The sequence below is a fragment of the Acinetobacter sp. ESBL14 genome (genome assembly GCF_036668815.1).
GTDB classification, from domain to species: domain Bacteria; phylum Pseudomonadota; class Gammaproteobacteria; order Pseudomonadales; family Moraxellaceae; genus Acinetobacter; species Acinetobacter gyllenbergii.
Genome location: NZ_JAZEVS010000005.1, coordinates 168,221 through 192,881, shown reverse-complemented (window position 1 = coordinate 192,881; position 24,661 = coordinate 168,221). Strand labels below are relative to the sequence as shown.

20 protein-coding genes are annotated in these 24,661 nt (G+C 44.2%); 18 read left to right on the top strand and 2 right to left on the bottom strand.

All coding sequences use genetic code 11. The features are described from left to right. Nucleotides 1-2: 2 nt before the first annotated feature. Entirely contained in the window at nt 3-3,671 is a 3,669-nt protein-coding gene (locus V6E90_RS16040; RefSeq protein ID WP_332605877.1) for an exodeoxyribonuclease V subunit gamma, read from the bottom strand. Nucleotides 3,672-3,854: 183 nt separating this feature from the next. On the opposite strand from V6E90_RS16040, the gene V6E90_RS16035 reads away from it, so the two are divergent. Beyond that, entirely contained in the window at nt 3,855-4,361 is a 507-nt protein-coding gene (locus V6E90_RS16035) for a hypothetical protein (RefSeq protein WP_016542350.1), read from the top strand. Nucleotides 4,362-4,536: 175 nt separating this feature from the next. Further along, complete coding sequence (locus V6E90_RS16030) at nt 4,537-5,829, top strand: MFS transporter (RefSeq protein ID WP_332605876.1); 1,293 nt, start codon at nt 4,537-4,539, stop codon at nt 5,827-5,829. A gap of 27 nt (nt 5,830-5,856) precedes the next feature. Here the strand turns inward: V6E90_RS16030 and pap are convergent, their stop codons facing one another. Beyond that, nucleotides 5,857-7,275 carry a polyphosphate:AMP phosphotransferase gene (gene pap / locus V6E90_RS16025; protein ID WP_016660488.1) on the bottom strand — a complete coding sequence of 473 codons (1,419 nt, stop codon included), beginning with the start codon at nt 7,273-7,275 and terminating at the stop codon, nt 5,857-5,859. Between the two features lie 210 nt (nt 7,276-7,485). Here pap and V6E90_RS16020 point away from each other — a divergent pair, with 210 nt between their 5' ends. The 16 genes from V6E90_RS16020 (at nt 7,486) to V6E90_RS15945 (ending at nt 24,650) form a co-directional block, all read left to right on the top strand. Next, nucleotides 7,486-8,193 carry an FFLEELY motif protein gene (locus V6E90_RS16020; protein WP_016542346.1) on the top strand — a complete coding sequence of 236 codons (708 nt, stop codon included), beginning with the start codon at nt 7,486-7,488 and terminating at the stop codon, nt 8,191-8,193. A gap of 205 nt (nt 8,194-8,398) precedes the next feature. Further along, nucleotides 8,399-9,340 (top strand): bifunctional demethylmenaquinone methyltransferase/2-methoxy-6-polyprenyl-1,4-benzoquinol methylase UbiE, encoded by a 942-nt coding sequence (gene ubiE / locus V6E90_RS16015; RefSeq protein WP_262757005.1) that lies wholly within the window; start codon nt 8,399-8,401, stop codon nt 9,338-9,340. Between the two features lie 10 nt (nt 9,341-9,350). Further along, nucleotides 9,351-10,031, top strand: a complete 681-nt coding sequence (locus V6E90_RS16010) for a ubiquinone biosynthesis accessory factor UbiJ (RefSeq protein WP_065343647.1) — start codon at nt 9,351-9,353, stop codon at nt 10,029-10,031. A 12-nt stretch (nt 10,032-10,043) separates the two neighbouring features. Further along, nucleotides 10,044-11,663 (top strand): ABC1 kinase family protein, encoded by a 1,620-nt coding sequence (locus V6E90_RS16005; RefSeq protein ID WP_016542343.1) that lies wholly within the window; start codon nt 10,044-10,046, stop codon nt 11,661-11,663. Nucleotides 11,664-11,900: 237 nt separating this feature from the next. Then, nucleotides 11,901-12,500 (top strand): cytochrome b, encoded by a 600-nt coding sequence (locus V6E90_RS16000; RefSeq protein WP_332605875.1) that lies wholly within the window; start codon nt 11,901-11,903, stop codon nt 12,498-12,500. Between the two features lie 119 nt (nt 12,501-12,619). Beyond that, nucleotides 12,620-13,936: an FAD-dependent oxidoreductase gene (locus V6E90_RS15995; protein ID WP_332605874.1), complete on the top strand. Its 1,317-nt coding sequence runs from the start codon at nt 12,620-12,622 to the stop codon at nt 13,934-13,936. A 23-nt stretch (nt 13,937-13,959) separates the two neighbouring features. Continuing rightward, complete coding sequence (locus V6E90_RS15990) at nt 13,960-14,346, top strand: VOC family protein (RefSeq protein WP_332605873.1); 387 nt, start codon at nt 13,960-13,962, stop codon at nt 14,344-14,346. A 35-nt stretch (nt 14,347-14,381) separates the two neighbouring features. Beyond that, a complete protein-coding gene (locus V6E90_RS15985) occupies nt 14,382-14,804 on the top strand; it encodes a hypothetical protein (RefSeq protein ID WP_065343644.1) in 423 nt (140 codons plus the stop codon). An 81-nt stretch (nt 14,805-14,885) separates the two neighbouring features. Beyond that, a complete protein-coding gene (hisIE, locus tag V6E90_RS15980) occupies nt 14,886-15,653 on the top strand; it encodes a bifunctional phosphoribosyl-AMP cyclohydrolase/phosphoribosyl-ATP diphosphatase HisIE (RefSeq protein WP_016542338.1) in 768 nt (255 codons plus the stop codon). 9 nt (nt 15,654-15,662) lie between these two features. Next, nucleotides 15,663-17,165, top strand: a complete 1,503-nt coding sequence (locus V6E90_RS15975; RefSeq protein ID WP_016542337.1) for a UvrD-helicase domain-containing protein — start codon at nt 15,663-15,665, stop codon at nt 17,163-17,165. 24 nt (nt 17,166-17,189) lie between these two features. Continuing rightward, entirely contained in the window at nt 17,190-18,572 is a 1,383-nt protein-coding gene (locus V6E90_RS15970) for an AAA family ATPase (RefSeq protein WP_332605872.1), read from the top strand. A 254-nt stretch (nt 18,573-18,826) separates the two neighbouring features. Further along, entirely contained in the window at nt 18,827-21,679 is a 2,853-nt protein-coding gene (locus V6E90_RS15965) for a monovalent cation/H+ antiporter subunit A (protein ID WP_332605871.1), read from the top strand. Then, the gene (locus V6E90_RS15960; protein ID WP_004656199.1) at nt 21,672-22,040 is read left to right on the top strand and encodes a Na+/H+ antiporter subunit C; all 369 of its coding nucleotides are present in this window, start codon (nt 21,672-21,674) and stop codon (nt 22,038-22,040) included. Before V6E90_RS15965 ends, V6E90_RS15960 begins: the two co-directional genes overlap by 8 nt. Beyond that, the gene (locus tag V6E90_RS15955; protein WP_332605870.1) at nt 22,040-23,851 is read left to right on the top strand and encodes a monovalent cation/H+ antiporter subunit D; all 1,812 of its coding nucleotides are present in this window, start codon (nt 22,040-22,042) and stop codon (nt 23,849-23,851) included. The genes V6E90_RS15960 and V6E90_RS15955 overlap by 1 nt, the downstream gene beginning before the upstream one ends. Beyond that, complete coding sequence (locus tag V6E90_RS15950) at nt 23,851-24,378, top strand: Na+/H+ antiporter subunit E (RefSeq protein WP_016542333.1); 528 nt, start codon at nt 23,851-23,853, stop codon at nt 24,376-24,378. Before V6E90_RS15955 ends, V6E90_RS15950 begins: the two co-directional genes overlap by 1 nt. Next, on the top strand, nt 24,375-24,650 hold the full coding sequence (locus V6E90_RS15945; RefSeq protein WP_004656203.1) for a monovalent cation/H+ antiporter subunit F: 276 nt from the start codon (nt 24,375-24,377) through the stop codon (nt 24,648-24,650). The genes V6E90_RS15950 and V6E90_RS15945 overlap by 4 nt, the downstream gene beginning before the upstream one ends. Nucleotides 24,651-24,661 lie beyond the last annotated feature (11 nt).

The following is a 24,661-nucleotide window of genomic DNA, read 5'->3' as shown; positions in this document are numbered from 1 at the left end:
TCTTACTCCACCCGTAAAAATTCAAAAATCGGTTGATACAACGCATAGGAATAATGATCACAGGCATATTGCAATAAAGCGGTTGCATCTTGCTCTTGCAAAATGAACTGCCAATCGCGGTGCAATTTACAGGCTTCATTCTGAGTCATATCAAAACCCGAGAAATCCCCCGTATCATTCCAGTCCTTCAATACTTGCTTTTGACTCTCTTCAGTTAAAACCTGAGTTGAATCCAGCTCAATCCACTCATATTGTTTGCCCTTTTCCAAAGGCTTTAACACTAAGGCAGCAGGCAAGACCACAGGCTGCTGCTGTGCATCGTGCCAAAGTTGTAACCATGCATTTAAATAATGCTGTGCCTGTTGTGAACTTAAGCCTTCACAAATCACTGTCTGATCGCTAAACACCACAATTCGGCGCTTCGCTGTGGCAGTGTCACTCTTGATTAGCGCCAGCCAAAGCAGATATTCCAGCCAGACTTTGGCAAAGCGCTTGGCACGTGCACTGGATGCATCCAAACTGACCCAATCTTGGCTCAGTTGTTTCGGGGTCACACAGGCGATTTGTAATTGTTTCGAGACGCGCCAAACCCGTTGCGTGGTTTCAGTCGGTGCTGGGGCATATTGCTGCAAGCGCTCCAACAAGCGTTGCTGCTCTAAGCGACTTTGCTGCCAAGCACTGTGCTGAACTTTGCCAACGGGCAGCTGATCTTGCAACAGACTTGGAGAGAGCTGCTCATCCTGCTGCTGTAAAAAATGCCGAATGGCATATTTACCGAGACCATCGAGTAATAATGGTTCAGCTTGATCAAGCAATGTTTGTGCAGTTAAATTTTCCACACCTAAGGTCTTTAAATACAGCCGCGCAGGGAAAGTAACATCCTGAATCCATTGCTGACTCTCCAAAATAATCATTTCATTTTGTTCAACGGGATAGGCAGTATTGGCCCACGCCTGCCGCTCACCTTTGACTTGCTGAATCTGTGACGCGACTTTAAACCATTGGTCTTGAAAGCGTACAGGTCGATCCGAAACAAAGCCGAGTGGATCGAACGGTTGTAGACGATGTAAATGATACAACGGATAAAGCTGTGCAGGGACTTGTAATGCCTCCAATCCAGCTAAGTCCGCTTCGGATAAAGGAAGACTGTCTTCAAATGAAGTTTCTTCTTCTGGGAGAGATTTAGAGGGCGCTGGTTTGACAATCAAAGCCAAATGATCACGGAAGCCCTGCAACACACTGGATGGCTCTCTGACTTCGCCATCATTGAGATCAAAGCCATTATAAAACAGCCAAACCTGTTCTTGTGCCAACAACACGACATCTAAAAATGCGCCTTGATCGTCTTCCAAACGAGAACGATCACCCAATTGCTGACGCAGTGCATCCATCAAATCAAACGGAATATGACTGTCCCGATTTGGAAATTTGCCTGTATCCAAGTTCAGCAACACAATCAGCCGATAAGGAATCGGGCGAATCTGTCCAATCTGACTAAAGGTAATTTGCCCAGTCGGCTCCACTTGTGCGGACTGACTTTCTAAAGCACGTTGAATTTCTTCGATGATATAAGGCAATGGCAAAGAAATTTGGCGCAACTGGGTTTCAGCATCTTCGTAGTAGCTGGCCAAAGTCAGCATCCGCTCTTGTTTCTGAATAATTTCACGAATTGCTTTCAAAGCCACCACATCAGCTTGTTCAAACTCCTGTACATCCGCTTTGATTCGCTGTAGCCAAAACTCGACCGGCAAACGTTGGCCTTGTTCATGTGCCAGCAACCAATCACGTCGTAGCGCTAAATCGCGATAGATCTGAATCACAATCCCAATCAGTTCAAAATCACTTGGCTGTACCAAGGCATAACTGAGCATCTCCTGCACCATCACATGGGCGGGTACTGCAATCCCCAAAGCCAAACGATCCAAGGCAAATTTAAAGCTATAACGATAGTCTTGATCATCATCACTGAGCGTTTGTTTTAAATGCTCAGCATCCAAACCACGTTTAAAGCCAGCATCGTCGAGTAAATTCAGAATCCGTTGTGCCTGCGTATAATCCAGCCCATAACGTTGTTGCGTCGCAGACAGATTGAGCCAATCGGCAAAGTCATCCTGCGTAAAACGACCCTGTGTCAATTGCAAGCGCCCAAGTACAGCACGCCATGCATTTAACGCATCTAGCTGCGCCACCCCTGCAATTTTTACAGGTAAGAACACCTCATGCTCATGGGCCAGCGCAGGAAAAACACTGCGAATCAAGGGCTCAAGTTCAGCTAGGTTCGGAGTCAAAATCAACACATCACTCGGACGGCGTGGATTGCTATCTGCTTGAGATAGCCAATGCAGTAACTGTTCTTTTAAGACTTCGAGTTGTCGCACACTGGAGTGGCAAACATGGATCTGAATGGATTCATCCTCAGGTGCAAGTTCATATTGCTGGGGCTGAGGTTCTGCCAAATAGAAAATGTCCGACTGAATTTTACCGAGTAACGTTTCAGGGAAATAATCCTCAAAAGCATCCACCCATTTACCCTCTTCTCCTGTCGCCAGTTGCGACAACAGCGAAAAGTGGTCCCGCGCTTGCTTACCTAACCGTGTCAGTAAGGGATGCCGAGATTCTCGATTTAAGGCATTAAAACCCAAACTAAAACTGTCAAAGAATGCAGCAATGTCTGCATCACTGGCATGGGGATGTTTCGCAATATAACGCTCTTTCACGCCGAGGTCATAACGCTTTTTCCAGAGGGGATCAACACTGTCGGCCCAATATTCCTGCGATGGGTTATAGTGCAGAATCACCACATCTAGATACTGTCCCAAACGACGTAAAAATTGCAGTTGGCTCGGTGGTAAATCTAGAATCGTAAATACAATCACCTGATTCGGTAGTTGTGCCAAAGCTCGGGATCGTGTCTGCTGATTGTCTAAAAGTTGCCAGAAATCAGCATCAATACTTTGTATTTCAACAAAATCATCGTGAAAATAGTGTTGCCACAACCAACGCTGCCATGCTTCCAACTGTTCGGTTTGCTGTAAGCTAAAGGCTGAAGTTTGTTGATCCGTATGCGCAATCAGTTGTTCGATATTTAAGGCTTTATTCTGTCCCCACGTCGATAGCCAATTCCCCGCACAAGTACAATTGCTTTGGCAGCCGCGTTGACAATGACCGCGATAAATCATGTAGTTATTAAACAGTTGTGAAACCTGTTCCGCCACCCAATACAACATACTTTGTTTTTTAAGTTGTTTTTCCGTACCTTGCTGCAACTGATCGGCACTGGCATAAATCCGTTGCACAATCGAATATAAAGGGTGCTCTTGTGCAAGGCTATTCTGTTCAGATTGAATAAAAGGCTGTAAGGCTTGATGAATACGCCACTTTAAAATCAAACGCGGAATATTGGCTTTACGCACTTGTTCTTTATTGTCTAATACTTGTTGGTAGGCATACCACTGAAAACCACGAATGCGCTGATGAAATTGATAGTTGGCGGTCATGCCTTGTTGTTCAGCAATTTTTTGTGTGAGCCATTGTTCTTGGGCAGGACTGGGAACAATAAAATGCTGGGTTTTAAACACCTGAAAGGGTGTCGTACTCGGTTGGGTAATTGATGCCATCACACCTTGTAATAACACTTCAAGGCGTTGACTTTGAATAACATGAATCCCCATGCGTTAATATAACCTCATCACAAAACGATCATTTAGTTGCACAAAATCGTACATATTCATCACTATACAACTTCAAATCACTATGTCACGCTAAACACACAAGGAAATAAAAAAATTGTTTTGAAATTCACCATTGCATGCGATTGAATGTACTATCAAGGAATAGACTTTAGGTATAACTTTATGAAAATTGAAAAAATTCCTGATTCGATTGATCCAAGTTTAAACTTGGAGCAGATCCGTGAAGAGTGTCTGGAACTCGCCAAAAAGCGAGCCTATTGGTCAGCGGGTGCAGCGATTGTACCAATTCCATTTTTTGATGTTGTAGTGGACTTGGGTATGCTGACACAAGTGATTCCCTACATTAATGCACGTTTTGGTCTCGCCCCTGAGCATATCAGTGTCTATGATCCTGAAACCAAAAAAATTCATTGGGACGAGTTACGTAAACGTGGCTTTGAGTTCTCGGGTTTTGTGGTGGCACGTACCGCAATGAAAGCCTCTTTTAATGGCTTTTTCACGAAAATTGCCACCAAGCAAGTAACCAAGTTTATCCCCTTGGGCGGACAAATTGTCGCAGCCAGCCTTGGTTATTTCATGATGCGTAAAATCACTGAAGCGCATGTGCAAGATTGCTATAACCTTGCCAAACGTATTCAGCAAAAAAGTCGTAGTACCATTGTGGCTTGATACAATTTAGACCACCTCTGCACATCACTGTAAGATGTTGGTGTTTACAGTGATGTAACAGATCAATAAAAAAACCACACAAATACGTTAATATTCACTTAATTTTTTAAGTTTCAATCAAGATTGTATTTTTAATCTCCACATCTCGATGATAAATAGATGATGGAGCGTCGTTGTGCAAACTAGCCAATCTCCTTCTCGGGTCCGTTCAATTTTTAACGTGACCAGCGGGAACTTCCTTGAACAATACGACTTCTTTCTGTTCGGACTCTATGCACAAGCCATAGGTGAAACCTTTTTCCATTCAGACAGCAGCTATGCCGCACTGATGAAAACCTTCCTCGTATTTGCTGTCAGTTTTCTGATGCGGCCAATCGGTGCCTTGGTACTTGGGCCTTATGCCGATCGCATCGGTCGTCGTCGTGGTCTGATGGTAACCCTGAGCATTATGGCCTTCGGTTCATTAATTATTGCCTTCACGCCCAGTTATGCCAGTATTGGCTTTGCCGCAACCGTGTTGATTTTCGTGGGGCGTCTAGCGCAAGGCTTTTCCGCAGGGGTTGAACTGGGTGGTGTCTCGGTCTATTTAGCTGAAATTGCGGAGCCACATAACCGTGGTTTTATTACCAGTTGGCAATCGGCCAGTCAGCAAGTTGCCGTGATTTTCGCAGCCGTTTTGGGTTATATCGTCAGTGTGGTGTTTACCAAAGCTCAGGTCGATGCTTGGGCATGGCGGATTCCATTCTTTGTTGGCTGTGCCATCATTCCCTTTATTTTCTGGTTGCGTAAATCACTGGCTGAAACAGAAGCCTTTGCCTCACGCAAAGAACATCCAACCACACGACAGATTCTGGGCACCTTAACGGCCAACTGGAAAATTGTATTGGCTGGCGTGTGTATGGTTGCCACCACCACGACCATGTTTTACTTCATTACAGTGTATACCCCAACCTATGGCAAAGAGGTTCTAAATTTAAGCCGTAGCGAAAGTTTAATTGCCACCATTATGGTCGGGCTGAGCAACTTTATTTTGTTACCGATTGGTGGGCATCTCTCGGATAAATTTGGACGTAAACCGCTATTGATCGCCACGACTGTATTGATTTTTATCAGTGCTTATCCACTGCTCACATGGCTGACCCATACCATTAGCCTATCCCATATGTTGATGGTGTTATTGTGGTTCTCACTGCTCTATAGCTTCTATAATGGTGCTTTGGTAGTTTCGCTGGCCGAAATGATGCCAAGTTCAGTGCGAATTGCAGGATTCTCGGTTGCCTATAGCTTCGCCACCTCTATTTTTGGTGGGCTCACCCCAATGATTGCCACTTTCTTGGTACAAACATCAGGCAATAAAAGTATGCCCGCCTTCTGGCTGATGTTTGCCGCAATCACCAGCTTCATTGCCACCTTAATTGTTTTCCGCCAACAGCGCAGTACAGCACCACAATTGGCAAATAACACTTAATACATATGACCAGCCATTGAAGGCGGATTAATCCGCCTTCAATTGTTTTAAAATCGCTTTTAAGACTTCAATTCGTGCTGAATATTTATCATCCGTTGCAATCACATACCACGGTGCATAATCGGTATCTGTGCGTTTAAACATATCCGCAGCAGCATTGAGATAATCATCCCATTTATCACGGTTACGCCAATCTTCTTCAGTAATCTTAAAACGCTTATGTGGCGTTTGTTCCCGTGCTTTAAAACGTAGCGCTTGTTCATCCTTGCTAATTGCCAACCAAATTTTCACAATCACAGTTTGGCTATCGATCAGATTTTCTTCAAAACGATTGATTTCGCTATACGCACGTTGCCATTCAACCGTTGAAGCAAAACCTTCAATCCGCTCAACCAGCACTCGACCATACCAAGTCCGATCAAAAATGGTGATCTTGCCACCATCATTGAGCTTGCTCCAGAAACGCCACAAATAAGGACGGCGTAATTCATAACGCTCAGGTGCTGCAATGGTATGAATCTCATACTCTCTTGGGTCAAGTTTTTTCACGATGCGCTTAATCGCGCCACCTTTACCCGCCGCATCCATGCCTTCAAAGGCGATCACCACTTTACGCTCATCGTAGCGTAAGGTATCGGCCACTTTCTTGGTCAGCTTACTTAACTCATCCTTATAGTCTTGCTTTTCTAGGCTGGCTTTCTCCGGTTCAAGCAGCGCTTGAGGTATTTTGGCCTGCTGCCATTTCTGTGTAACTTTGGTTTGATGCTCAGGTAGCTCTTGCAAGGTCTGTAATAGATATTGTGCAAAACATTGATCACGGTGTTTTTCATCTTCGCCATCCACAATATACCAGTCGTCGGTAAAACGTTGGCTCAAGCCTTGCAAGGTATCGTACTGTTTTTTATTTCGCCAATCTAAACCATGTAACTTATGCCAACGCTGCTCAGAGGCATCAATCTGATCCAAACGCTTTTGCAACGATTTCCAAGATAAATCAAACCAGACTTTAACAATATGAACATGGTTATTTTGCAGATCATGTTCAAATGCGCGCATCTGCTCCACATAAGCATCAAACAGGTTTTCATCCAAAGGTTTGGACACATGCATCGCGGTGGTTAACAGATCGCTATACCAGTTGCCAAACATCACCACAATTTGCCCTTCTGCAGGAATAAAACGGGTATAGGACTGCCAGAAAGTTTGATTATTACAGAGCAGTTGCGGAGCATCCGCCTTGACCCTTAAATAACGGGGGTCTAACCACTCACGTAACTGTTTAACCGCTTCGCCCTTGCCTGCCAGTTCAATCCCACTGACCAGCACCAATACACTTTTGGCGTTTTTCTTATCGCGACTTTGTTTTAATGCATATTGTGCTTCAATCAGTTCTAATGAAAGCTCATTTTCATCTCGTAATTCAAATATGGGTTGTTGTTTACTCATTTGCTGCTCTAAGTGGCTCATTCTTTATATTAAAATCAGTATAGTCAAAACTGCTTTCATCGCAGAAAAACCCGTGTACAATTTCTGTAGATCGCTTGAGCGATACAGTCATAGTGACCAATTATTATCCATTTAGAGTTTATGCTGTCATGGTTCTCCGTTATGATGCAGCCTATGCTTTTATGATTTTATTTTTCTTTGAGTTCGAACATGTCAAAACTCGCGGCCTTTGATCAGCTTTTATTACAATATCAAACTTTGAGTTACCATCAGAATCCAGCGATTGCACAGCGCTTGCATGAAGTACAAGCATGGATGAAACAACGTATTGCACAAACCCATGCTGAGTTTTTTGCGCAACCTAACAATCAGCTGATGGCCGCATATTTCTTAAACCGCTTATATGGTGGCCCAGATTTTGATGCGATGGCACAACAAATTGAACGTCTGCTGAAATATGCGCACAAAGCGGAAAGTCTGCTTCCAGAAAATGCGATTAAGACAGGAACAAAATCCGTCAGCCTAGCAGTCTTGGCCACTCAATTGGATGAACAGGTCGCGATTCAACTGCTAGAAGACTATCCGCTCGAAACACCGCTAACCGATGAGATTATGCGTCAAACCCTGATCAAGCTTGATCAAGGCGATGCACGTTATGAACAGTTACAACTGCTAGATGAGCTAGGCCTAACACTCGACAAATATATGCGTTCTACCATGATGTTTGCTGCTTTTAAAATGTGTAAAGGGATTGCACATAAATATCAATTCGAACAAATGTATCAATTTATTCAAGAAGGCTTTGCGGCAATGAAGCCAATGAAATCTGCGGCTACCTTTATTCAAACCTTTACCGAAAAAGAGCGGGAAATTATTGAAAAGGTCCATGCTGGCCATCCCGATCCTTTCCGCAACTAAGACAACTGTAAATTCCTGAGTGACTTTCAAGCCACTCAGGGCTATATATTTTTGCAATTCAGCACATCGATTAAAAACACTTTTGAGAAAGTGACTTTCTGTATATTATTCATAACAATTGCAGGCGAAAGCCTGTTAAAAAATACAAAATCTGTCATCATGCTTGCTGATTCGTGCCGCTAGAGCGAAAGTTTAGGAGAAAACTATGTCTAACGAAAACCAACAGCCTACCCCAGACGTTGAGCAAAACCCAAGTTCAGACAAAGTCAGCCCTTTCCTTAGCTCACCGCTTCCGCAAGGCGCGCCTCAAGGTCAACAACAATCATTACAACAAGGCCACGCTTCTGCTCCAACAGGCGCGATTCCAAAATACAACCTGCCTCGTGGTGCCAATACAGGTAACGTCGGTGAAACCACTCACTTCGGCTATCAAACCGTCAGCAGTGATGATAAAGCACAGAAAGTTGCAGAAGTGTTCCACTCGGTTGCCAGCAAATACGACATTATGAATGACTTAATGTCATTTGGTATTCACCGTCTCTGGAAACGTTTTGCGATCAATATGTCAGGCGTTCGTCGTGGTCAACATGTACTTGATATTGCAGGTGGTACAGGTGACCTTGCTAAAGTATTTAGCCGTGAAGTCGGTCCTCAAGGACATGTGGTTCTTTCAGACATCAACGAATCCATGTTGAATGTCGGTCGTGATCGTCTGATTGATGCAGGCTGCACCAATGTCGATTTCGTGTTGGCCAATGCTGAAACCTTAGAACCATTTGCCGATAATAGTTTTGACTTAGTCACCATCAGTTTTGGTCTGCGTAACGTGACCGATAAAGATGCGGCACTCCAAGCGATGTATCGTGTGCTTAAGCCAGGCGGCCGCTTGTTGATTCTTGAGTTTTCTAAGCCAGTATTTGAGCCATTCTCAAAACTATATGACCTTTATTCATTCACGGCATTGCCGATCATGGGTAAATTGGTTGCCAATGATTCGGAAAGCTATAAATATCTTGCTGAATCGATTCGTATGCATCCAGACCAACGTACCCTCAAAGGCATGATGGAAAATGCGGGCTTCCAAAGCTGTGATTACCACAACTTAACCGGTGGTATTGTGGCCGTTCACCGTGGATTCAAACTTTAAGGCTTAAGATATGTGGTCGATTTTAGCACTCGGTGCAGTCGAACGTATCATTCATCATGTGATTGATTTGGATGCGATTACTCGCATTCAGCTCAATCAATTACAGGGTCAATTATTACGTGTTGTGATCGACAGCCCACAACTCTCAGTTGATGTGTTTTTTGATGAAAATAGAGTTCGTCTCGAACCAACCGTGACTGGACAAAGTCAAAGCCCTTCTCTCTTTGAACAGCGCCCATTTGATTCCCAAACTAAAATCACGGATGCAACCGCAACACTCCATGTTGAAAATGGCGTTGAGCTGGTTAAATTATTGCTCAGTGATATGGATCAGATCGGTAATATCCCACTGCAAGGCGACTATCATTTATTGCAAGATATTCAAAGAATTATGCAACAAGCTGAGCCTGATCTAGCAGCGCATTTATCGCCTTGGATTGGTCCACAGCTGGCACATGAGCTTGGCAAAATTCAGCTTGCGCCAACGCAACTGAAACGTTCACTACAAAGCCATTTATTTTTTGTTGAAGATGCCTTAAAAGAAGATAGCGGTTTATTTGCCCCGCGTTGGCAAATGGATGACCTCAATCGAGAGACGCGTCAACTCAACCAAGAAGTAGACCGTTTGGAAGCCAAGCTTCAACAGTTACAGGCTCAACTCGCCCCATCAGCACAATCCACACAAGACTAGGTAAGACTTTATATGATTCCGCATGTTACACGGTTACTCGAACTCTGGCGTATTGCAGCACACTATCGCCTTGACACCTTGTTCCCTGCGGAAGAACTACCAGTAAAAGCACGCCATGCATTGAATATCATTAAAATGCATCCTGCGGCTTGGTCAAGTCGTGAGAAGAAAAATCCGCTAAAGCTGAAAGAAGCTTTAGAGGATATGGGACCCTTAGCGATTAAGCTGGGACAATTACTGTCTACACGTCGTGACTTGATTCCACCAGAAGTCTTAACACAACTGGTGTTACTGCAAGATCGCGTCAAACCCTATGACACCCAACTTGCAAAACAGCGCATTCAGGAATCATTAAAAGCAGATGTAGCAACCCTATTTTCTCGTTTTGATGAGCAACCACTTGCCGCGGCTTCAATTGCCCAAGTACATACCGCCGCTTTACATGATGGCCGTGAAGTGGTGGTAAAAGTCACTCGTCCCGATATTCGCAGTCAAATTTTGCAAGATTTTGAAATCTTGGCGTGGCTAGGGGATTGGCTAGAGAATCGTTTAGAAGCAGCGCGTGCGCTGCATCTGACTGAAATTATTCAAGACTATCGTCAAATCATTTTAAATGAGCTTGATCTCAGCCTAGAAGCGGATAATACCCGCCGTATGCGCCATTACTTTACGGGTTCAAGCATGATGTATGTGCCTGAAGTCTATATGGACAGTAAAGATGTGATGGTGGCTGAGCGTATTACTGGGGTCCCTATTTCTGATACGGCCACTTTTGATCGTTTAGGTATGGATCGTGCGGATCTGGCTGAAAAGGGTTTAACCATCTTCTTCACCCAAGTTTTCCGTGACAACTTCTTCCATGCCGATATGCATCCAGGCAATGTCTTTGTCGAGACCATTAATCCAAGCAATCCACGCTTTATTGCCTTGGACTGCGCCATCATGGGTGAATTGTCTAAGCATGACCAAATGACAGTTGCACGTATGCTGCTTGCGGTAATGAACAGCAACTTTATGCAACTGATTCAGATTGTGCATCAAGCCGGCTGGATTCCACCGGGCACAGATCAAGATGCTCTATCCCGTGAAATGCGCCGTACTGTTGGCCCGATGGTTTCCAAACCAATGGATCAACTTGATTTCGCAGGCATTTTGATTCAAGTGATGGATATTGCCCGTCGTTTCCATTTGGAAATTCCACCGCAACTCATGTTGTTACTCAAAACACTGGTGCATGTGGAAGGCCTCGGTACCGATCTTTATCCGCAATTAGACATTTGGAAACTGGCGAAACCGATTCTAACCGAATGGGTCAAAGCCAATATGAACCCAGTCAAAAACGTCAAAGAACTAGGACAACAAATTCCTGACCTATTACTCGGTGCTCAAGATATTCCAAGCCTGTTAATTGACAGTCTCAATGGTTTAAAAAATCAATCGGCTTGGCACGACAAACAGTTACGTGAAATTCAACAAATGCGTTTGCAAATGCAACAACAACAGCGTCGTAGCTGGATGTTTGGTAGCACGATGCTGATTTTGTTGACCATTGCGATTATTAGCCCATGGTTTATCTCAGTCATTCTGATTGTGCTGAGTAGTTTGATTGCATTGTGGCGTATCGCCAAATAAGCCCCTACACACAGCAAAGGCCGTATCCATCGATACGGCCTTTGCTTTTATGCAACTGAAAATTTTAACTTTAAATACTCATACACATTCTGGAATCTCAACCAATACATACATTTTAGGCAAGACTTACCTCTACATCAGGCCATCTTTCCACAAAGACTTTTCATCCTTGCATAGATAGACGATCATCGGCTCGATATTAAGGTGCATCAACACAGATTTTAAAGGAAGAGAAGCGTGAGTTTAAAAAATAGCATCCATAACTATGGCTCGATTGCAAAATGGCTACATTGGACAACCGCCTTACTTTTTCTACTCGCCTATTGCAGCGTTTATTATCGCCAATGGTTTACCGAAAAAGGCACACCTGAGAACTGGACAGCTTTACAACTTCATCTTTCCGTCGGGATTAGCCTTGCCGTGATGATTAGCCTGCGCATTATCTGGCGTTTGAGCAATCCACAGCCGCGATTAGAACCTGCCAGCCCCTTAGTAAACTTTGCGGCACATGCAGGGCATTTTGCCCTGTATGCCATCATGATCATTGCCCCGCTCACAGGCTACTTAGGCACAGGCGTCAATACTGAGTTTTTGTTCTTGTTTGAAATTCCAAAATTTGAACATACTGCCCTGTTCCAGAGCTGGGTAGCACAAGGTATGGGGCTAAGTTTTGAACAGTTCGAGAAACCGATTGATTTCATTCATAAGCAGATTCTTGGAAAATGGCTGATCTGGATCCTGATTTTAGGGCATGCAGGTGCGGCACTTTATCATCACTATGTTAAAAAAGATCGTACCCTGATCAAGATGACCACGGGTAAAGATGAATTGAAATAATCCAATCTGTGTTGGATTATCATGGGCCTTATCGCAGGATAAATTTCATTTAAAAAAATCCCTGAGATCAGTTAAGATCAAAGCTGACTGATCTTATAAACGCCTTAAAAGAACAAAGAATGAAAACACCTCATTTCGCCATTGTTGGCGCTGGCACAGCAGGATTAGCAACTGCAATCCTGCTTGCACGTGCAGGCAAGCGTGTCACTATTTTTGAACAAGCAGATCAACTCTCCCCTGTCGGTGCAGGTCTGTTGTTACAGCCTGCCGGCTTAGCCGTATTTGAACATCTCGGTGTACTTGAACATGCTTTAAAGTTGGGGGCCAAAGTCACAGGATTAGAAGGTCAACTTCCCAATAAACGCCTACTGGTGAATAGTCACTATCATCAAGCAGGCAGCAATCTCTATGGCCTCGGTATTCATCGAGCGACTTTATGTCATGTGCTGACCCACAAACTGGCTGAATATTCCAATCAAGTGACATGGCGGATGGGTCATAGTATTGAACGCATTCAAGAACAGCAAAATGAAGTTCGGCTCTTTGGTACTGATCAACAACACAAGTTTGATGCAAGTTTCGATGCCGTTTTGATTGCCAATGGCGCGCGCAGTCAACTCCGCCCTCAAGCATGGGTGAAAGTCGATCAGGCTTATCCATGGGGTGCGGCATGGAGTATTGTGCCTGAATGTCCAACACTCGATCCTGAAATTTTGCATCAGTTTTATGATCGTTCCAAAATCATGATGGGCGTGTTGCCTACAGGTGCTATACCGACAGCACCTCAGCAACGGCTGTCGAGTGTGTTCTGGAGCTTACCAAGCTCACAACTACAATCATTCTTAAAAGATGAATCAGCAACACAGCAATGGTTAAAGCAAGTGTCAGATCGCTGGCCTGATGTGGCAGAATGGCTCAAACAATTGTTGTCGAATCAACAACATCAACCACAATGGTTATCTGCGCAATATCGGGATGTGGTGATGTCTCAGTTTGGACAAGGACGAATCGGGGTGATCGGTGATGCTGCTCATGCCATGAGTCCACAGTTGGGACAAGGGGCCAATATGGCCTTGTTGGATGCTTGGGCCTTTTCACAGTCAGTGCAAATCGCACAAAAAAACCAGCAGATTGACTGGACCATGTTATGGCAACATTATCATCAACAGCGTCGTTCTTCGACCCAGTTCTATCAGTTCCTCAGTCGTTTACTCACGCCACTGTATCAATCCAATCATTGGTGGGCGGGTGGTATACGTGACCTGACCTTTCCATGGATGTATCAAATCCCCTATTTCCGTAAAGAAATGGCAATCACTATTTCAGGTCTAAAAACAGGTCTGTTTCAGCAACTTGATTATCAACAGGTGGCGCAATATGCTGAAAAAGATCATACATTTGATAGCAAAACGAAATCTTTACCTGAATATGAATAATATTAAAAAGAGCTACATTAAATATGAAAATTCGTCATTTAGATCATTTGGTGTTAACTGTCGCCGATATTGAAATCACCTGTCAGTTTTATCAATCGGCCCTAAATCTTGAAGTGATTACTTTTGCTGAAAACCGTAAAGCGCTGCAATTTGGCACTCAAAAAATTAACCTGCATCAAGTCGGTAAAGAGTTTGAACCCAAAGCTCTACAGCCAACAGCGGGTTCAGCAGATTTATGTTTTATTGCCGAAACCCCATTAGATCAGGTTATTGCCCATCTTCAAACGCAGAACATTGACATCGTTGAAGGTCCAATCGAAAGAACAGGCGCAATGGGTAAAATTTTATCGGTCTATTTACGGGACCCTGATCAAAACTTGATTGAAATTTCGAACTATCTCGATACTTAAAAACATAAATTCATCAATAAAAATAAGGTTAAAACATGAAATTTAGTTTTCTAAGGGCTTTATATCGACAGAATAAAGGCAAGGCGATTCGAAAAGGATGCTGGTTCTTACTCCCTAGCCTAGTTAACCTGTTTTGTTTTCTAAATTTTCACCATCATTTTATTGATTGGCAAGTCAATCCCAAATCAACAATAGGAAGATTGATTATTAGTCCTCAATTTCCATGGATGATCTTATGGGATAGCCTCCCTTTCTTATTGCTGTTATTGATTCATCAAAAATATTTAGCTCGCAGTTTAAATATTTGGGTCTCTATCACTGCTATCTATTTCCTGATTGATGCGTGGTATTGGTCAAGTTATTCTAGTGGGACACTACTCATCGTTGCTTGGGCATTGCCCTTTTTAAAAATAGAAAATACCAATTTGATCGGAACGTATATTCAACCCAACCCCTAAATCATTTTTTACCCAACAAGCATAGCCAACCCATGTCACAAACGCTACACTAACGGCTTTCCACTCAATGGATTTTCACTCATGTCAAACTGGTTAGATGAAGTTAAATTTGATTCCAATGGTCTTGTTCCTGCCATTGCACAACATCATCAAACTGGTCGAGTGTTAATGGTTGCGTGGATGAATCGTGAGGCTTTACAACTGACGGCTGAAAAAAATCAGGCCGTGTATTACTCACGCTCGCGTCAAAAACTCTGGCATAAAGGCGAAGAGTCAGGGCATTTTCAAACTGTGCACGAAATTCGTCTCGATTGCGATGCCGACGTGATTATTTTGCAGATTGAACAACATGGTGGCATTGCCTGCCATACGGGGCGCGAATCTTGCTTCTACCGCAAACTCACTCCACAAGGTTGGGAAATTGTTGATGCCCAACTGAAAGATCCAACCGCTATTTATGGTGCATCTGCCAAAGTTGAAGCACACGATCATGGCCAAACGGAGCAAGTGGATGTGCTGGGCTATTTAGGCCGTTTAATGCAACAGCGTAAGACTGCGGAAGCAGATAGCTCTTATATTGCCAGCCTGTATAAAAAAGGCATCAATAAAATTTTAGAAAAAGTCGGCGAAGAAAGTGTCGAAACTATCATCGCTGCGAAAGATTATGCCGTGCTTGCTTCACTGGAAAATAAACACGACCTGATTTATGAAGTGGCTGATCTATGGTTCCACAGCATTGTAATGTTGGGTTATTTCGATCTTGACCCGCAAGTGGTGCTCGATGAGCTCGCTCGTCGCCAAGGTTTATCGGGTTTAGTTGAAAAAGCCAACCGTAGTCAAGAAGCGTAATCAGAGCCTGTGTCAAATATAGAAAAACCCAAAGCCACCTATGAGCAAGCCATTGCCATAGACAATGCTCGTCTCGGTCAATCCTTTAAAGTGATTGCCTATGCTGGCACAGGTAAAACCACAACCTTGCAAATGATCAGTGATGCCATGCCAGAACGGCGGGGTATGTACTTGGCATTTAACAAAGCGATTGCTGCTGAAGCTCAGAACAAGTTTCATGGCAATGTGAACTGTCGTACCTTTCACTCACTCGCTTTTCGCAGTGCGCCACGTGGCGTAACCGATAAATTACGTTTACCGCGTCTTAGCCCCAGCTTTATTGCCAAAGAATATCGACTAGAACCGATTACACTCCGTCGTCTCATGGGCGGGCGTTATGAAAAATATGTGTTGATGCCTAGTCGCTTGGCCAGTCTAGTTGCCAATGCGGTCAGCTATTTCTGTTCAACCAGTTCACAATACCCAGCCCCTCGTCATATTCAGGCACCCAGTTGGTTGCATCTAGACGATATTGAATCCTTACAACAACATCTCTACCCTGCGGTAGAACGACGTTGGCTAGAGTCGATTGATCCGAATCATCAAGCGGGTATCGGCCATGATATTTACCTTAAACTTTGGGCCTTATCTGAACCGAATATCCCTGCCGACTATGTACTATTTGATGAGGCGCAAGATGCCGATCCATTGATGCTGGGTATTTTATTGCGTCAAAAAAGCACTCAAGTGATTTATGTCGGTGACGCACATCAGCAAATTTATGCATGGCGTGGTGCCATCAATGCCATGCAGCAAATGCCACTGCCTGAAAGTCGCTTAACCACCTCTTTCCGTTTTGGTGAAGCAATTGCCGATGTTGCCAACAGTTTACTCGGTGCATTGAATGAAACGGTGCCTCTGCTGGGTAATCCAAACCAAAAATCCAGCGTGGTCAACAAACCGCATACCAAAATGCGCGATGCAATCCTATGTCGAACCAATGCACGTGCGATGGAGTTACTGCTCTCTGGTTTAGTGCATGGCGATAAGGTCAGTCTGCAAGCCGATCACCAAAAACTCAGCCGCTTTGTCGATGCCGCCAGTTTACTCAAACAAGGCAAACGCATTACCGATGTGCCAGAACTGGCTTGGTTTAACTCTTGGCATGATGTCCATGAATATTGTGAAACCAATGATGGTAGTGACATCAAACCCTTGGTCAAACTAGTTGATGATCATGGTACCGATCCTTTGAAAAAAGCACTGGCGAAAATCACCCCGATTGAACACGCAGATTATGTGATTTCAACCGCGCATAAAGCCAAAGGTCTGGAATGGAATCGGGTGCATATCGAAGATGATTACCAATTTAAAATAAATGGGCTAGAACATAAAATTACAGATGAAGAGCTAAGATTACTTTACGTGGCCTGCACGCGTGCTAAAGTAAGTTTAAATATTCACCATTTATACGACTTAATACAACAATTAAAACGATGCGCTCCCTCAAGTCTTCGTCAGTCCGCAGGTTAAAGCGCTCTTGATTGAGGTCAGCTCATGCAACTTGAATCGGTTCAATTTAAACACATTGGCATGTTTCGGGATTTAAATCTCAAATTTGATCCTGAACAACGCCCTATCACCTTGATCCTTGGCGACCAAGCCACAGGCAAAAGCAGCATTTTAAAAAATATCTACCAGAGCCTGACCTGGTTTTCTGCACGTTACAAAGATATTCGTACCGCAGGTGTGGTGATTGCCGACCAAGATATTATGCTGAATCGCCTGCAAGCCAAAATTCAAATTCAGGTCCGCATGAGCAATGAACTTGCAGGGACTCTCACCGAAAGTAGCTCCGCTCAGCAGACCGATACCCAAAGTTGCGCATGGAAGCTTTATAAAACATTTAATAGTCAAGGGGTTGGGATTAGCCAAGTGGAGACCCAACAACTCGATCAAATGGTGACCCTATATCAAAAGACAGGGCTACAAGACCCATTATTCGGCTTGCCTTTGATCGCCTACTATCCTGCTGAACGCTTCGTGCAAGACGTCAATTTACAAAGCAAAAATACCCCTGGAACCCTGCAAGAAATCTCGGCCTACGATTTGACCGCCATCCCCTATACCACCTTTACGCGTTTTTTTGAGTGGCTGCGCGAGATTAGCGATGTCGAAAATGCACATTCAGCACATATCGTTAGACGCCTAATGGGCAACGATTTTAATCAGCAAAATCAATCTGAAATATTGCAAGAATTACAACAAGAACTGATTAATCATCCAAAGCAACTCTCTGCACCCAATCTTTATGCCTTGAAAAACAGCTTGCACACGGTTTTTCCTGAATTAAGTGATCTTTATATTCAATATGTGCCAAAACTACAATTGATGGTGCGCTATCACGATCAGTTGATTCCTTTTCAACAGCTGTCCGCCTCACTCAAAACTTGGATAGCACTGGTTGGGGATGTTAGCCGTCGGCTTTGCTTACTGAATCAACACTGTTTTAATCCTTGCTTAGAAGGTGAAGGGATTTTGATGATTGATCACATTGACCATCAACTCGATCAAAATAACTGTGCAGAAATTCTGGAACGCTTACATCAGGCTTTCCCATGTCTACAAATTATCGTCACAGGCAATCGAGATGCCTTGCTTGAGCATGCCTTACATTACCAATGTTTAAAACTCGACCCAACAGGGGTGTATCAACTTAATCTAGAAGCATCACAACAACAACTTTCAAACTTATATCACGGACTTAGCCAGACCGAAACAGCGCCCACTGTTCAAACCCAAACCTTACTACAAGCCGATTCATTGACCAGCAAAGTCGATGATTTGTTCCAGCAAATTCAAGACTTAAACGAGCAAGAAAAGAGCAATTTACTCAACCTACTTAAAATAGATGATACACCACAAGAAACACCGCTATAAAGCCGTATCAAAAAACAGAAATTGAAATGTTTTCAATCAAATGATGTTGTTTGTTTCATGTAATAACATCAGATTTTTGCTGCTATTTTATAGTAAAATAAATCGCATTTTTTATTTTCAAGTTGTGCAATACAACTTGCTGCCTCCGTTAACTTGATTGGGCTTCAAGATTTAAAGTTTTTGGTATTCTCTTTGAGTGCCTGTAAGTCTTGAAAGAAAATTCACCCCTTAGGTCTTCGACCTAAATCATCGACATGGATACCAGTGTGCTACCGATTATTATCTTATTACCGCTCATACTCGGCACCACCCTTGTCTCACAATTACAGCGTATTTCGCGTGGCGTGACGGCACTTGGGGCGATTGGCATCAGCCTTAGTTGTTTTATTTTACTTTTAACTCAGGCAGAAACGGTTCTTCAGGGTAATACCCTGCAACAAAGCTGGGACTGGCTTCCACAGCTTGGAATTAATCTGAGTTTTCGCCTAGATGCATTAGGTTTATTGTTTGGTCTGCTGATTAGCGGTATCGGCACGCTGATTTATATTTATGCCTATTACTATCTCAGTCCTAAAAATTCTCTCAGTAAACTCTACCAGCTGTTAATGCTGTTTATGGCAGCCATGCTGGGGATTTCACTCTCAAACAACCTGATTATCTTATTGGTGTTCTGGGAACTGACCAGTATTTCCTCTTTCCTATTGGTGGGTTACTGGAGTCAATACGAGGCAGCGCAACGTGGCGCCCGTATGGCTCTCACCATCACAGGCATGGGTGGTTTAGCCATGCTCGGTGGCTTTGTACTGATTGGACAGATCACCGGTACCTATCAGATTGATGAATTAGTGTTGATGAAGGATACCATTCAGCAACATGCGCTATTTGTTCCAGCATTATTGCTGATCTTGTTAGGTGCATTTACCAAAAGTGCCCAGTTCCCCTTCCATTTTTGGTTACCGAATGCGATGGCAGCGCCGACCCCTGTGTCCGCCTACCTACATTCGGCAACGATGGTCAAAGCAGGGATTTTCTTGTTGGCGCGTTTAGCTCCTATTTTTATTGGCGCTGCGCTGTATCACAATATCGTGACTTTTGTCGGTCTATTCACTCTGTGTATGGCCGCAGGTTTTGCAATTTTCAAAGAAGACCTGAAAGGGCTTTTGGCTTATTCAACCATTAGTCATTTGGGCTTAATCGTATGTTTACTCGGTATTGGCTCGCCATTGGCGGTGGCTGCCGCAATTTTCCACATCATCAACCATGCCACCTTTAAAGCGGCATTGTTCATGATTGCAGGGATTATTGACCATGAAACTGGCACACGTGATTTACGCAAGCTCAGTGGCATCTGGCAACTGCTTCCATTTACAGGCACTCTCACCATGATCACCGCTGCCTCAATGGCGGGTGTACCACTGACCAATGGCTTTATCTCAAAAGAAATGTTCTTTACCGAGCTATTGGCCAACTTATCGGGTACCGTGATGGTGATTTCAGCCATCGTCGCAACACTAGCTGGTATTTTCGCAGTCAGTTATTCAATTCGCCTCGTTCATGGGGTGTTCTTTGACGGCCCAGTTGGTAAACATGTACCCAATAAAGATGCGCACGAACCGCATTTCGGCATGCGCCTACCTGCCATTATTTTAGCTACCTTATGTATTTTAGTGGGTATCCTCCCTGCTCTACTGGCAGGAACAATGGTCAACAGTGTTACTCGTGCAAGTTTGGCACAGCCTGAATTTGAAGGCGTTCATCTCGCGATTTGGCATGGTATCAATGCCCCTTTGATCATGAGTCTAATTGCTTTAATTGGTGGATCGATCTTCTACTTTACCCTAGCAAAAGAGGGACGTATTCGTAAAATCGACCTCGATCCTTATCTTGGAAAATTCCAAGGCAAGATCCTGTTTGATCTGTTCTTGAAACATTTATTACTCACCAGTCGCAAGATTAAACAGAAGACCGAAAATGGTTCTTTGCAAAGCTATATCCTCTGGATTGTGTTATTCAGCATTGTGATGGTGGGCTTACCCCTGTTCAACCAAGGCTTAACCACAGGCACACGTGAACTCACGCATGCACCGTGGGTGGCGATTGTACTCTGGCTAACCTTGTTCTCTGGGTGCTGGATGATGCTGTGGTTCCACCATGAACGTATCAAAGCCGTCCTGATCAGCGGTGCAGTCGGTCTCGTCGTTACCATGGTGTTTGTTACGCTCTCAGCACCTGACTTGGCATTGACTCAGATTACAGTTGATGTCGTCACCACTGTTTTACTCTTGATGAGTTTGTCTTTACTTCCACAACTCACGCCTTACGAATCAAGCCGTTCACGTCGCTGGCGAGATGCCAGCCTGGCCATCGCAGGTGGTTTAGGCATAGGTTGGATTGCTTGGTTGCTGTTAACCCGTGATCACAATTCAATTTCATGGTTCTTTATGCAACAGGCGATTCCACTGGGCGGTGGTTCAAACGTCGTCAATGTGATCTTGGTTGACTTCCGTGGTTTCGATACCTTCGGTGAAATTACCGTACTCGGCATTGCCGCGATTGGTGCGCTGTGTCTGATGGATGGTATGCGTGCACATGGGACCACCATGACCCAAGGCTTAACTTACCGCTTCAACCCTTCCCCACTGATGTTCCGTATCACGGCGTCATGGATCTTGCCTCTGGCCTTGGTGGTTAGTGTCTACATCTTCATGCGTGGACATAATCTTCCAGGCGGTGGCTTTATCGCAGGTTTGATCACCTCAATGGCACTGATTATTCAGTACATCGTATTAGGTCAAGACCAAACCGAACAAATGATCAAAGCCAAATCAGGTCGTCTCTATGAATTATGGATTGGCGCAGGTTTAACCATTGCTGGTCTCACCGGTATTCTCGCATGGCTCTGGGCTCGTCCCTTCCTCACCAGTGCACATATCTATGTAGAAGCACCATTGCTTGGAAAAATGCATCTTGCCTCTGCAGTCGCATTTGATACAGGGGTCTACATTACCGTTGTGGGTGCTGCCATGTTGTTGATCTCCGTACTCGGAGACTCGCGTCACTCTAGTATGGCTGGTCCAATCCCAGGTGGAGATAATCAAAATGATTAGTATTGAATTTTTACTCGCGTCAGGGATTGGCTTACTCACGGCAACAGGCATTTATTTGATTCTGCGTGCCAGAACATTTCCAGTGGTCCTTGGTTTAGCCATGATTGGCTATGCCGTGAACTTGTTCCTGTTTGCCATGGGCCGCCTGCAAATCAATGCACCTGCGGTGTTGACTCAGGCCACCAAAGTGACCGACCCACTCCCTCAAGCACTGGTATTAACGGCGATTGTGATTGGCTTTGCCACCACTGCCTTTATCGTGCAACTTGCCTTACGTAGTCGTTATGAATCTGGTACAGACCATGTCGACTCGAAAGAAGAACCCACTTTGACTTATGACCCACGTGAGGATGAGCCATAATGTTTGATTTTTACAGTTTCTGGCACGCTCACGCTCCAATTATCAGCATCTTAATTCCAGCATTCACCAGTTTTATTCTGGTGTTATTGGGCAATCCAGGTTCAGGTTCTTTAAAGCAAGATTGGCGTCAACCTTGGCGTCGCGGGATTAGTATTGCTTCGGCAGTTTTGGGCTTAATCACGGCAATCAGTTATCTAAGTATTGCCAGCACAGGCCAAATTACGGTTTATCAGCTCAGTGAATGGTCGGCACCATTTGGGATTGTGTTAGTCCTTGATCGCCTCTCCGCTTTTATGCTGGTACTGACCTATATTCTTGCAGTGCCTGTGATTTGGTATGCCAGTGAGAACTGGGATACGCGTGGGCGTTATTTCCATACCATGGTGCATTTCCTACTCATGGGAATCACCGGTGCATTCCTGACAGGCGACTTATTCAACTTATTCGTCTTCTTCGAAATCCTGTTGATGGCTTCCTATGTGCTGTTATTACACGGTCAAGGTCGTCCACGTTTCCAGCTTGGCGTGCATTACGTCACCATTAACTTGCTGGCCTCTGCCCTGTTCCTGATTGGTTTAGGCATGATTTACGGCAGTGTCGGTAGCTTGAATATGGCTGATGTTGGCCGTCTAGTATCAAGCTTAGATGGCGATCAGCACAAGCTTGCCGTTGCCGGTGGACTCCTGCTGTTTGTGGTGTTTGGTATTAAAGCCGCAATGTTGCCTGTTGGCTTCTGGTTGCCGAAGACCTATGCGGTTGCAAGCACACCTGTCGCTGCAATTTTCACCATTATGACCAAAGTGGGTATTTATGCCATTTTACGTGTGAATGGCACTGTGTTTGATGATGCCATGGCACAAAGCATTTTCAAGAACTGCTTATTGATCATTGGTCTAATCACCTCTTTCTATGGCGTGATTGGTGCAATTGGTGCTGAACGCCTACGCCGTTTTGTTGGCTTTATGGTGTTGTCATCGATTGGTACTTTGCTAATTTCGATTGCTATGTTCAATACACAGGCATGGGCCGCAGCACTATATTATTTAGTTCACAGTACCTTGATCGCAGCAGCTTTCTATTTGTTCTGTGGCTGGATGACCTCGCAACGTGGCGCGTTTAAAGATCATTTAAAAGTTGCACCACGAATCAAACAGGAAAAGGCGGCTGCTTTTACTTACTTTACCATCGCCTTGATGATGGCAGGTTTACCCCCATTCAGCGGATTTTTGGGTAAAGTCTTCATCTTGCAAGCCACTGCTGAGACACCTTATCAAGGCTGGATCATCGCAGTGATTCTGATTGTGAGCTTGCTCAGCATCATTGCCATGACACGCGTTGGCTTTATTTTGTTCTGGCGTGCAACCCCACCGGAAGAAGATCAGAAAGAAGCGGCTTATGCTGAGTATCAAGCTCTGCCTGAGCTTGCGCCAAAGCGTAATGATACTGCGATCTATATTTTACTTGGCGTATTAATGCTTTATGTGGTTTGCGCGGCGCCGATTCAGAACTACACGCTTGCAACAGCACAGCAAATTCAGAATCACGCGCTTTATAACCAGACTATTTTGAAACATGATGCACAAGGTCGCCCGATCAGCGTACAGCCTTATGATCCAAGCTATTTACCTGAAACCAAATATGGCGGTGAAGTTGAAGATCCGAATGCCTTGCTAATTCCAGATATTATTTCCAAGCCAACACTACAAGGCGAACATATTTCTGAATATAAGCAGCGTCAAATTGCGGAGCAAGTCCTCGAAGCGCCGACCATTCCAAATAACACACAGTTAAAGCCAATGGAGGATCACTGATGCAAAAATTATCTTTGCTTGAGCGTTGGTTCCCACATCCATTTGTGTCGGTGCTGATTTTCTTGAGCTGGCTAATGCTGGCACATAGTCTGGATCTGACTGACATTTTAATGGCACTGATTTTAGCTGTCGCAATTGCTCGTTTGGTGAGTCCATTTATTGCAAGAACGCCGCATATTCATTGGCTTCCTGCGATTAAACTGGTGTTTGTGGTACTTTGGGATATTGTCATTTCCAACTTCCGTGTTGCCAAAATGGTACTTGGTCCAATGGATCAATTACACCCTAAATGGTATCGGGTTCCGCTGGAAACTGAGCACGAGCAAGTGAATACTTTACTCGCGATGATTATCACCACCACACCAGGTACGGTTTCAGCTGGAATCGATCAGGAACGTGGAGATATTCTGGTACATGCACTCAGCTCAGACAATACCGAACTGGATATTCAAGACATTAAAAACCGCTATGAAAGGCCTTTAATTGAAATCTTTGATGTCAAGATTACAGAAGGAGCAAATAAATGACCATTTTGCCTTATGCATTGGGTATTGGTTTAATTGCCATTACCATCTCTATGTTTCTGTGCTTGATTCGCTTGATTGCAGGCCCTTCAGTGATTGATCGACTCTTGGCACTCGATACTTTATTCTTAAATGCCACCTGTCTGATCGTGGTCTTAGGTATTTATTGGGTCAGCACCAATCTATTCGAAGGTGCACTCTTGGTTGCAATGCTCGGCTTTGTTTCTACTGCCGCGCTTGCTCGTTACTTCACTACAGGTCATGTAATTGATTAAGGAGCTATACC

Bases quoted from the DNA above. Each gene is read 5' to 3' on its own strand.
- V6E90_RS16040 (WP_332605877.1), bottom strand. From the start codon at position 3,671: ATGGGGATTCATGTTATTCAAAGTCAACGCCTTGAAGTGTTATTACAA.
- V6E90_RS16035 (WP_016542350.1), top strand. From the start codon at position 3,855: ATGAAAATTGAAAAAATTCCTGATTCGATTGATCCAAGTTTAAACTTG.
- pap (WP_016660488.1), bottom strand. From the start codon at position 7,275: ATGAGTAAACAACAACCCATATTTGAATTACGAGATGAAAATGAGCTT.
- V6E90_RS16020 (WP_016542346.1), top strand. From the start codon at position 7,486: ATGTCAAAACTCGCGGCCTTTGATCAGCTTTTATTACAATATCAAACT.
- ubiE (WP_262757005.1), top strand. From the start codon at position 8,399: ATGTCTAACGAAAACCAACAGCCTACCCCAGACGTTGAGCAAAACCCA.
- V6E90_RS16010 (WP_065343647.1), top strand. From the start codon at position 9,351: ATGTGGTCGATTTTAGCACTCGGTGCAGTCGAACGTATCATTCATCAT.
- V6E90_RS16005 (WP_016542343.1), top strand. From the start codon at position 10,044: ATGATTCCGCATGTTACACGGTTACTCGAACTCTGGCGTATTGCAGCA.
- V6E90_RS15995 (WP_332605874.1), top strand. From the start codon at position 12,620: ATGAAAACACCTCATTTCGCCATTGTTGGCGCTGGCACAGCAGGATTA.
- V6E90_RS15990 (WP_332605873.1), top strand. From the start codon at position 13,960: ATGAAAATTCGTCATTTAGATCATTTGGTGTTAACTGTCGCCGATATT.
- V6E90_RS15985 (WP_065343644.1), top strand. From the start codon at position 14,382: ATGAAATTTAGTTTTCTAAGGGCTTTATATCGACAGAATAAAGGCAAG.
- hisIE (WP_016542338.1), top strand. From the start codon at position 14,886: ATGTCAAACTGGTTAGATGAAGTTAAATTTGATTCCAATGGTCTTGTT.
- V6E90_RS15970 (WP_332605872.1), top strand. From the start codon at position 17,190: ATGCAACTTGAATCGGTTCAATTTAAACACATTGGCATGTTTCGGGAT.
- V6E90_RS15965 (WP_332605871.1), top strand. From the start codon at position 18,827: ATGGATACCAGTGTGCTACCGATTATTATCTTATTACCGCTCATACTC.
- V6E90_RS15960 (WP_004656199.1), top strand. From the start codon at position 21,672: ATGATTAGTATTGAATTTTTACTCGCGTCAGGGATTGGCTTACTCACG.
- V6E90_RS15955 (WP_332605870.1), top strand. From the start codon at position 22,040: ATGTTTGATTTTTACAGTTTCTGGCACGCTCACGCTCCAATTATCAGC.
- V6E90_RS15950 (WP_016542333.1), top strand. From the start codon at position 23,851: ATGCAAAAATTATCTTTGCTTGAGCGTTGGTTCCCACATCCATTTGTG.
- V6E90_RS15945 (WP_004656203.1), top strand. From the start codon at position 24,375: ATGACCATTTTGCCTTATGCATTGGGTATTGGTTTAATTGCCATTACC.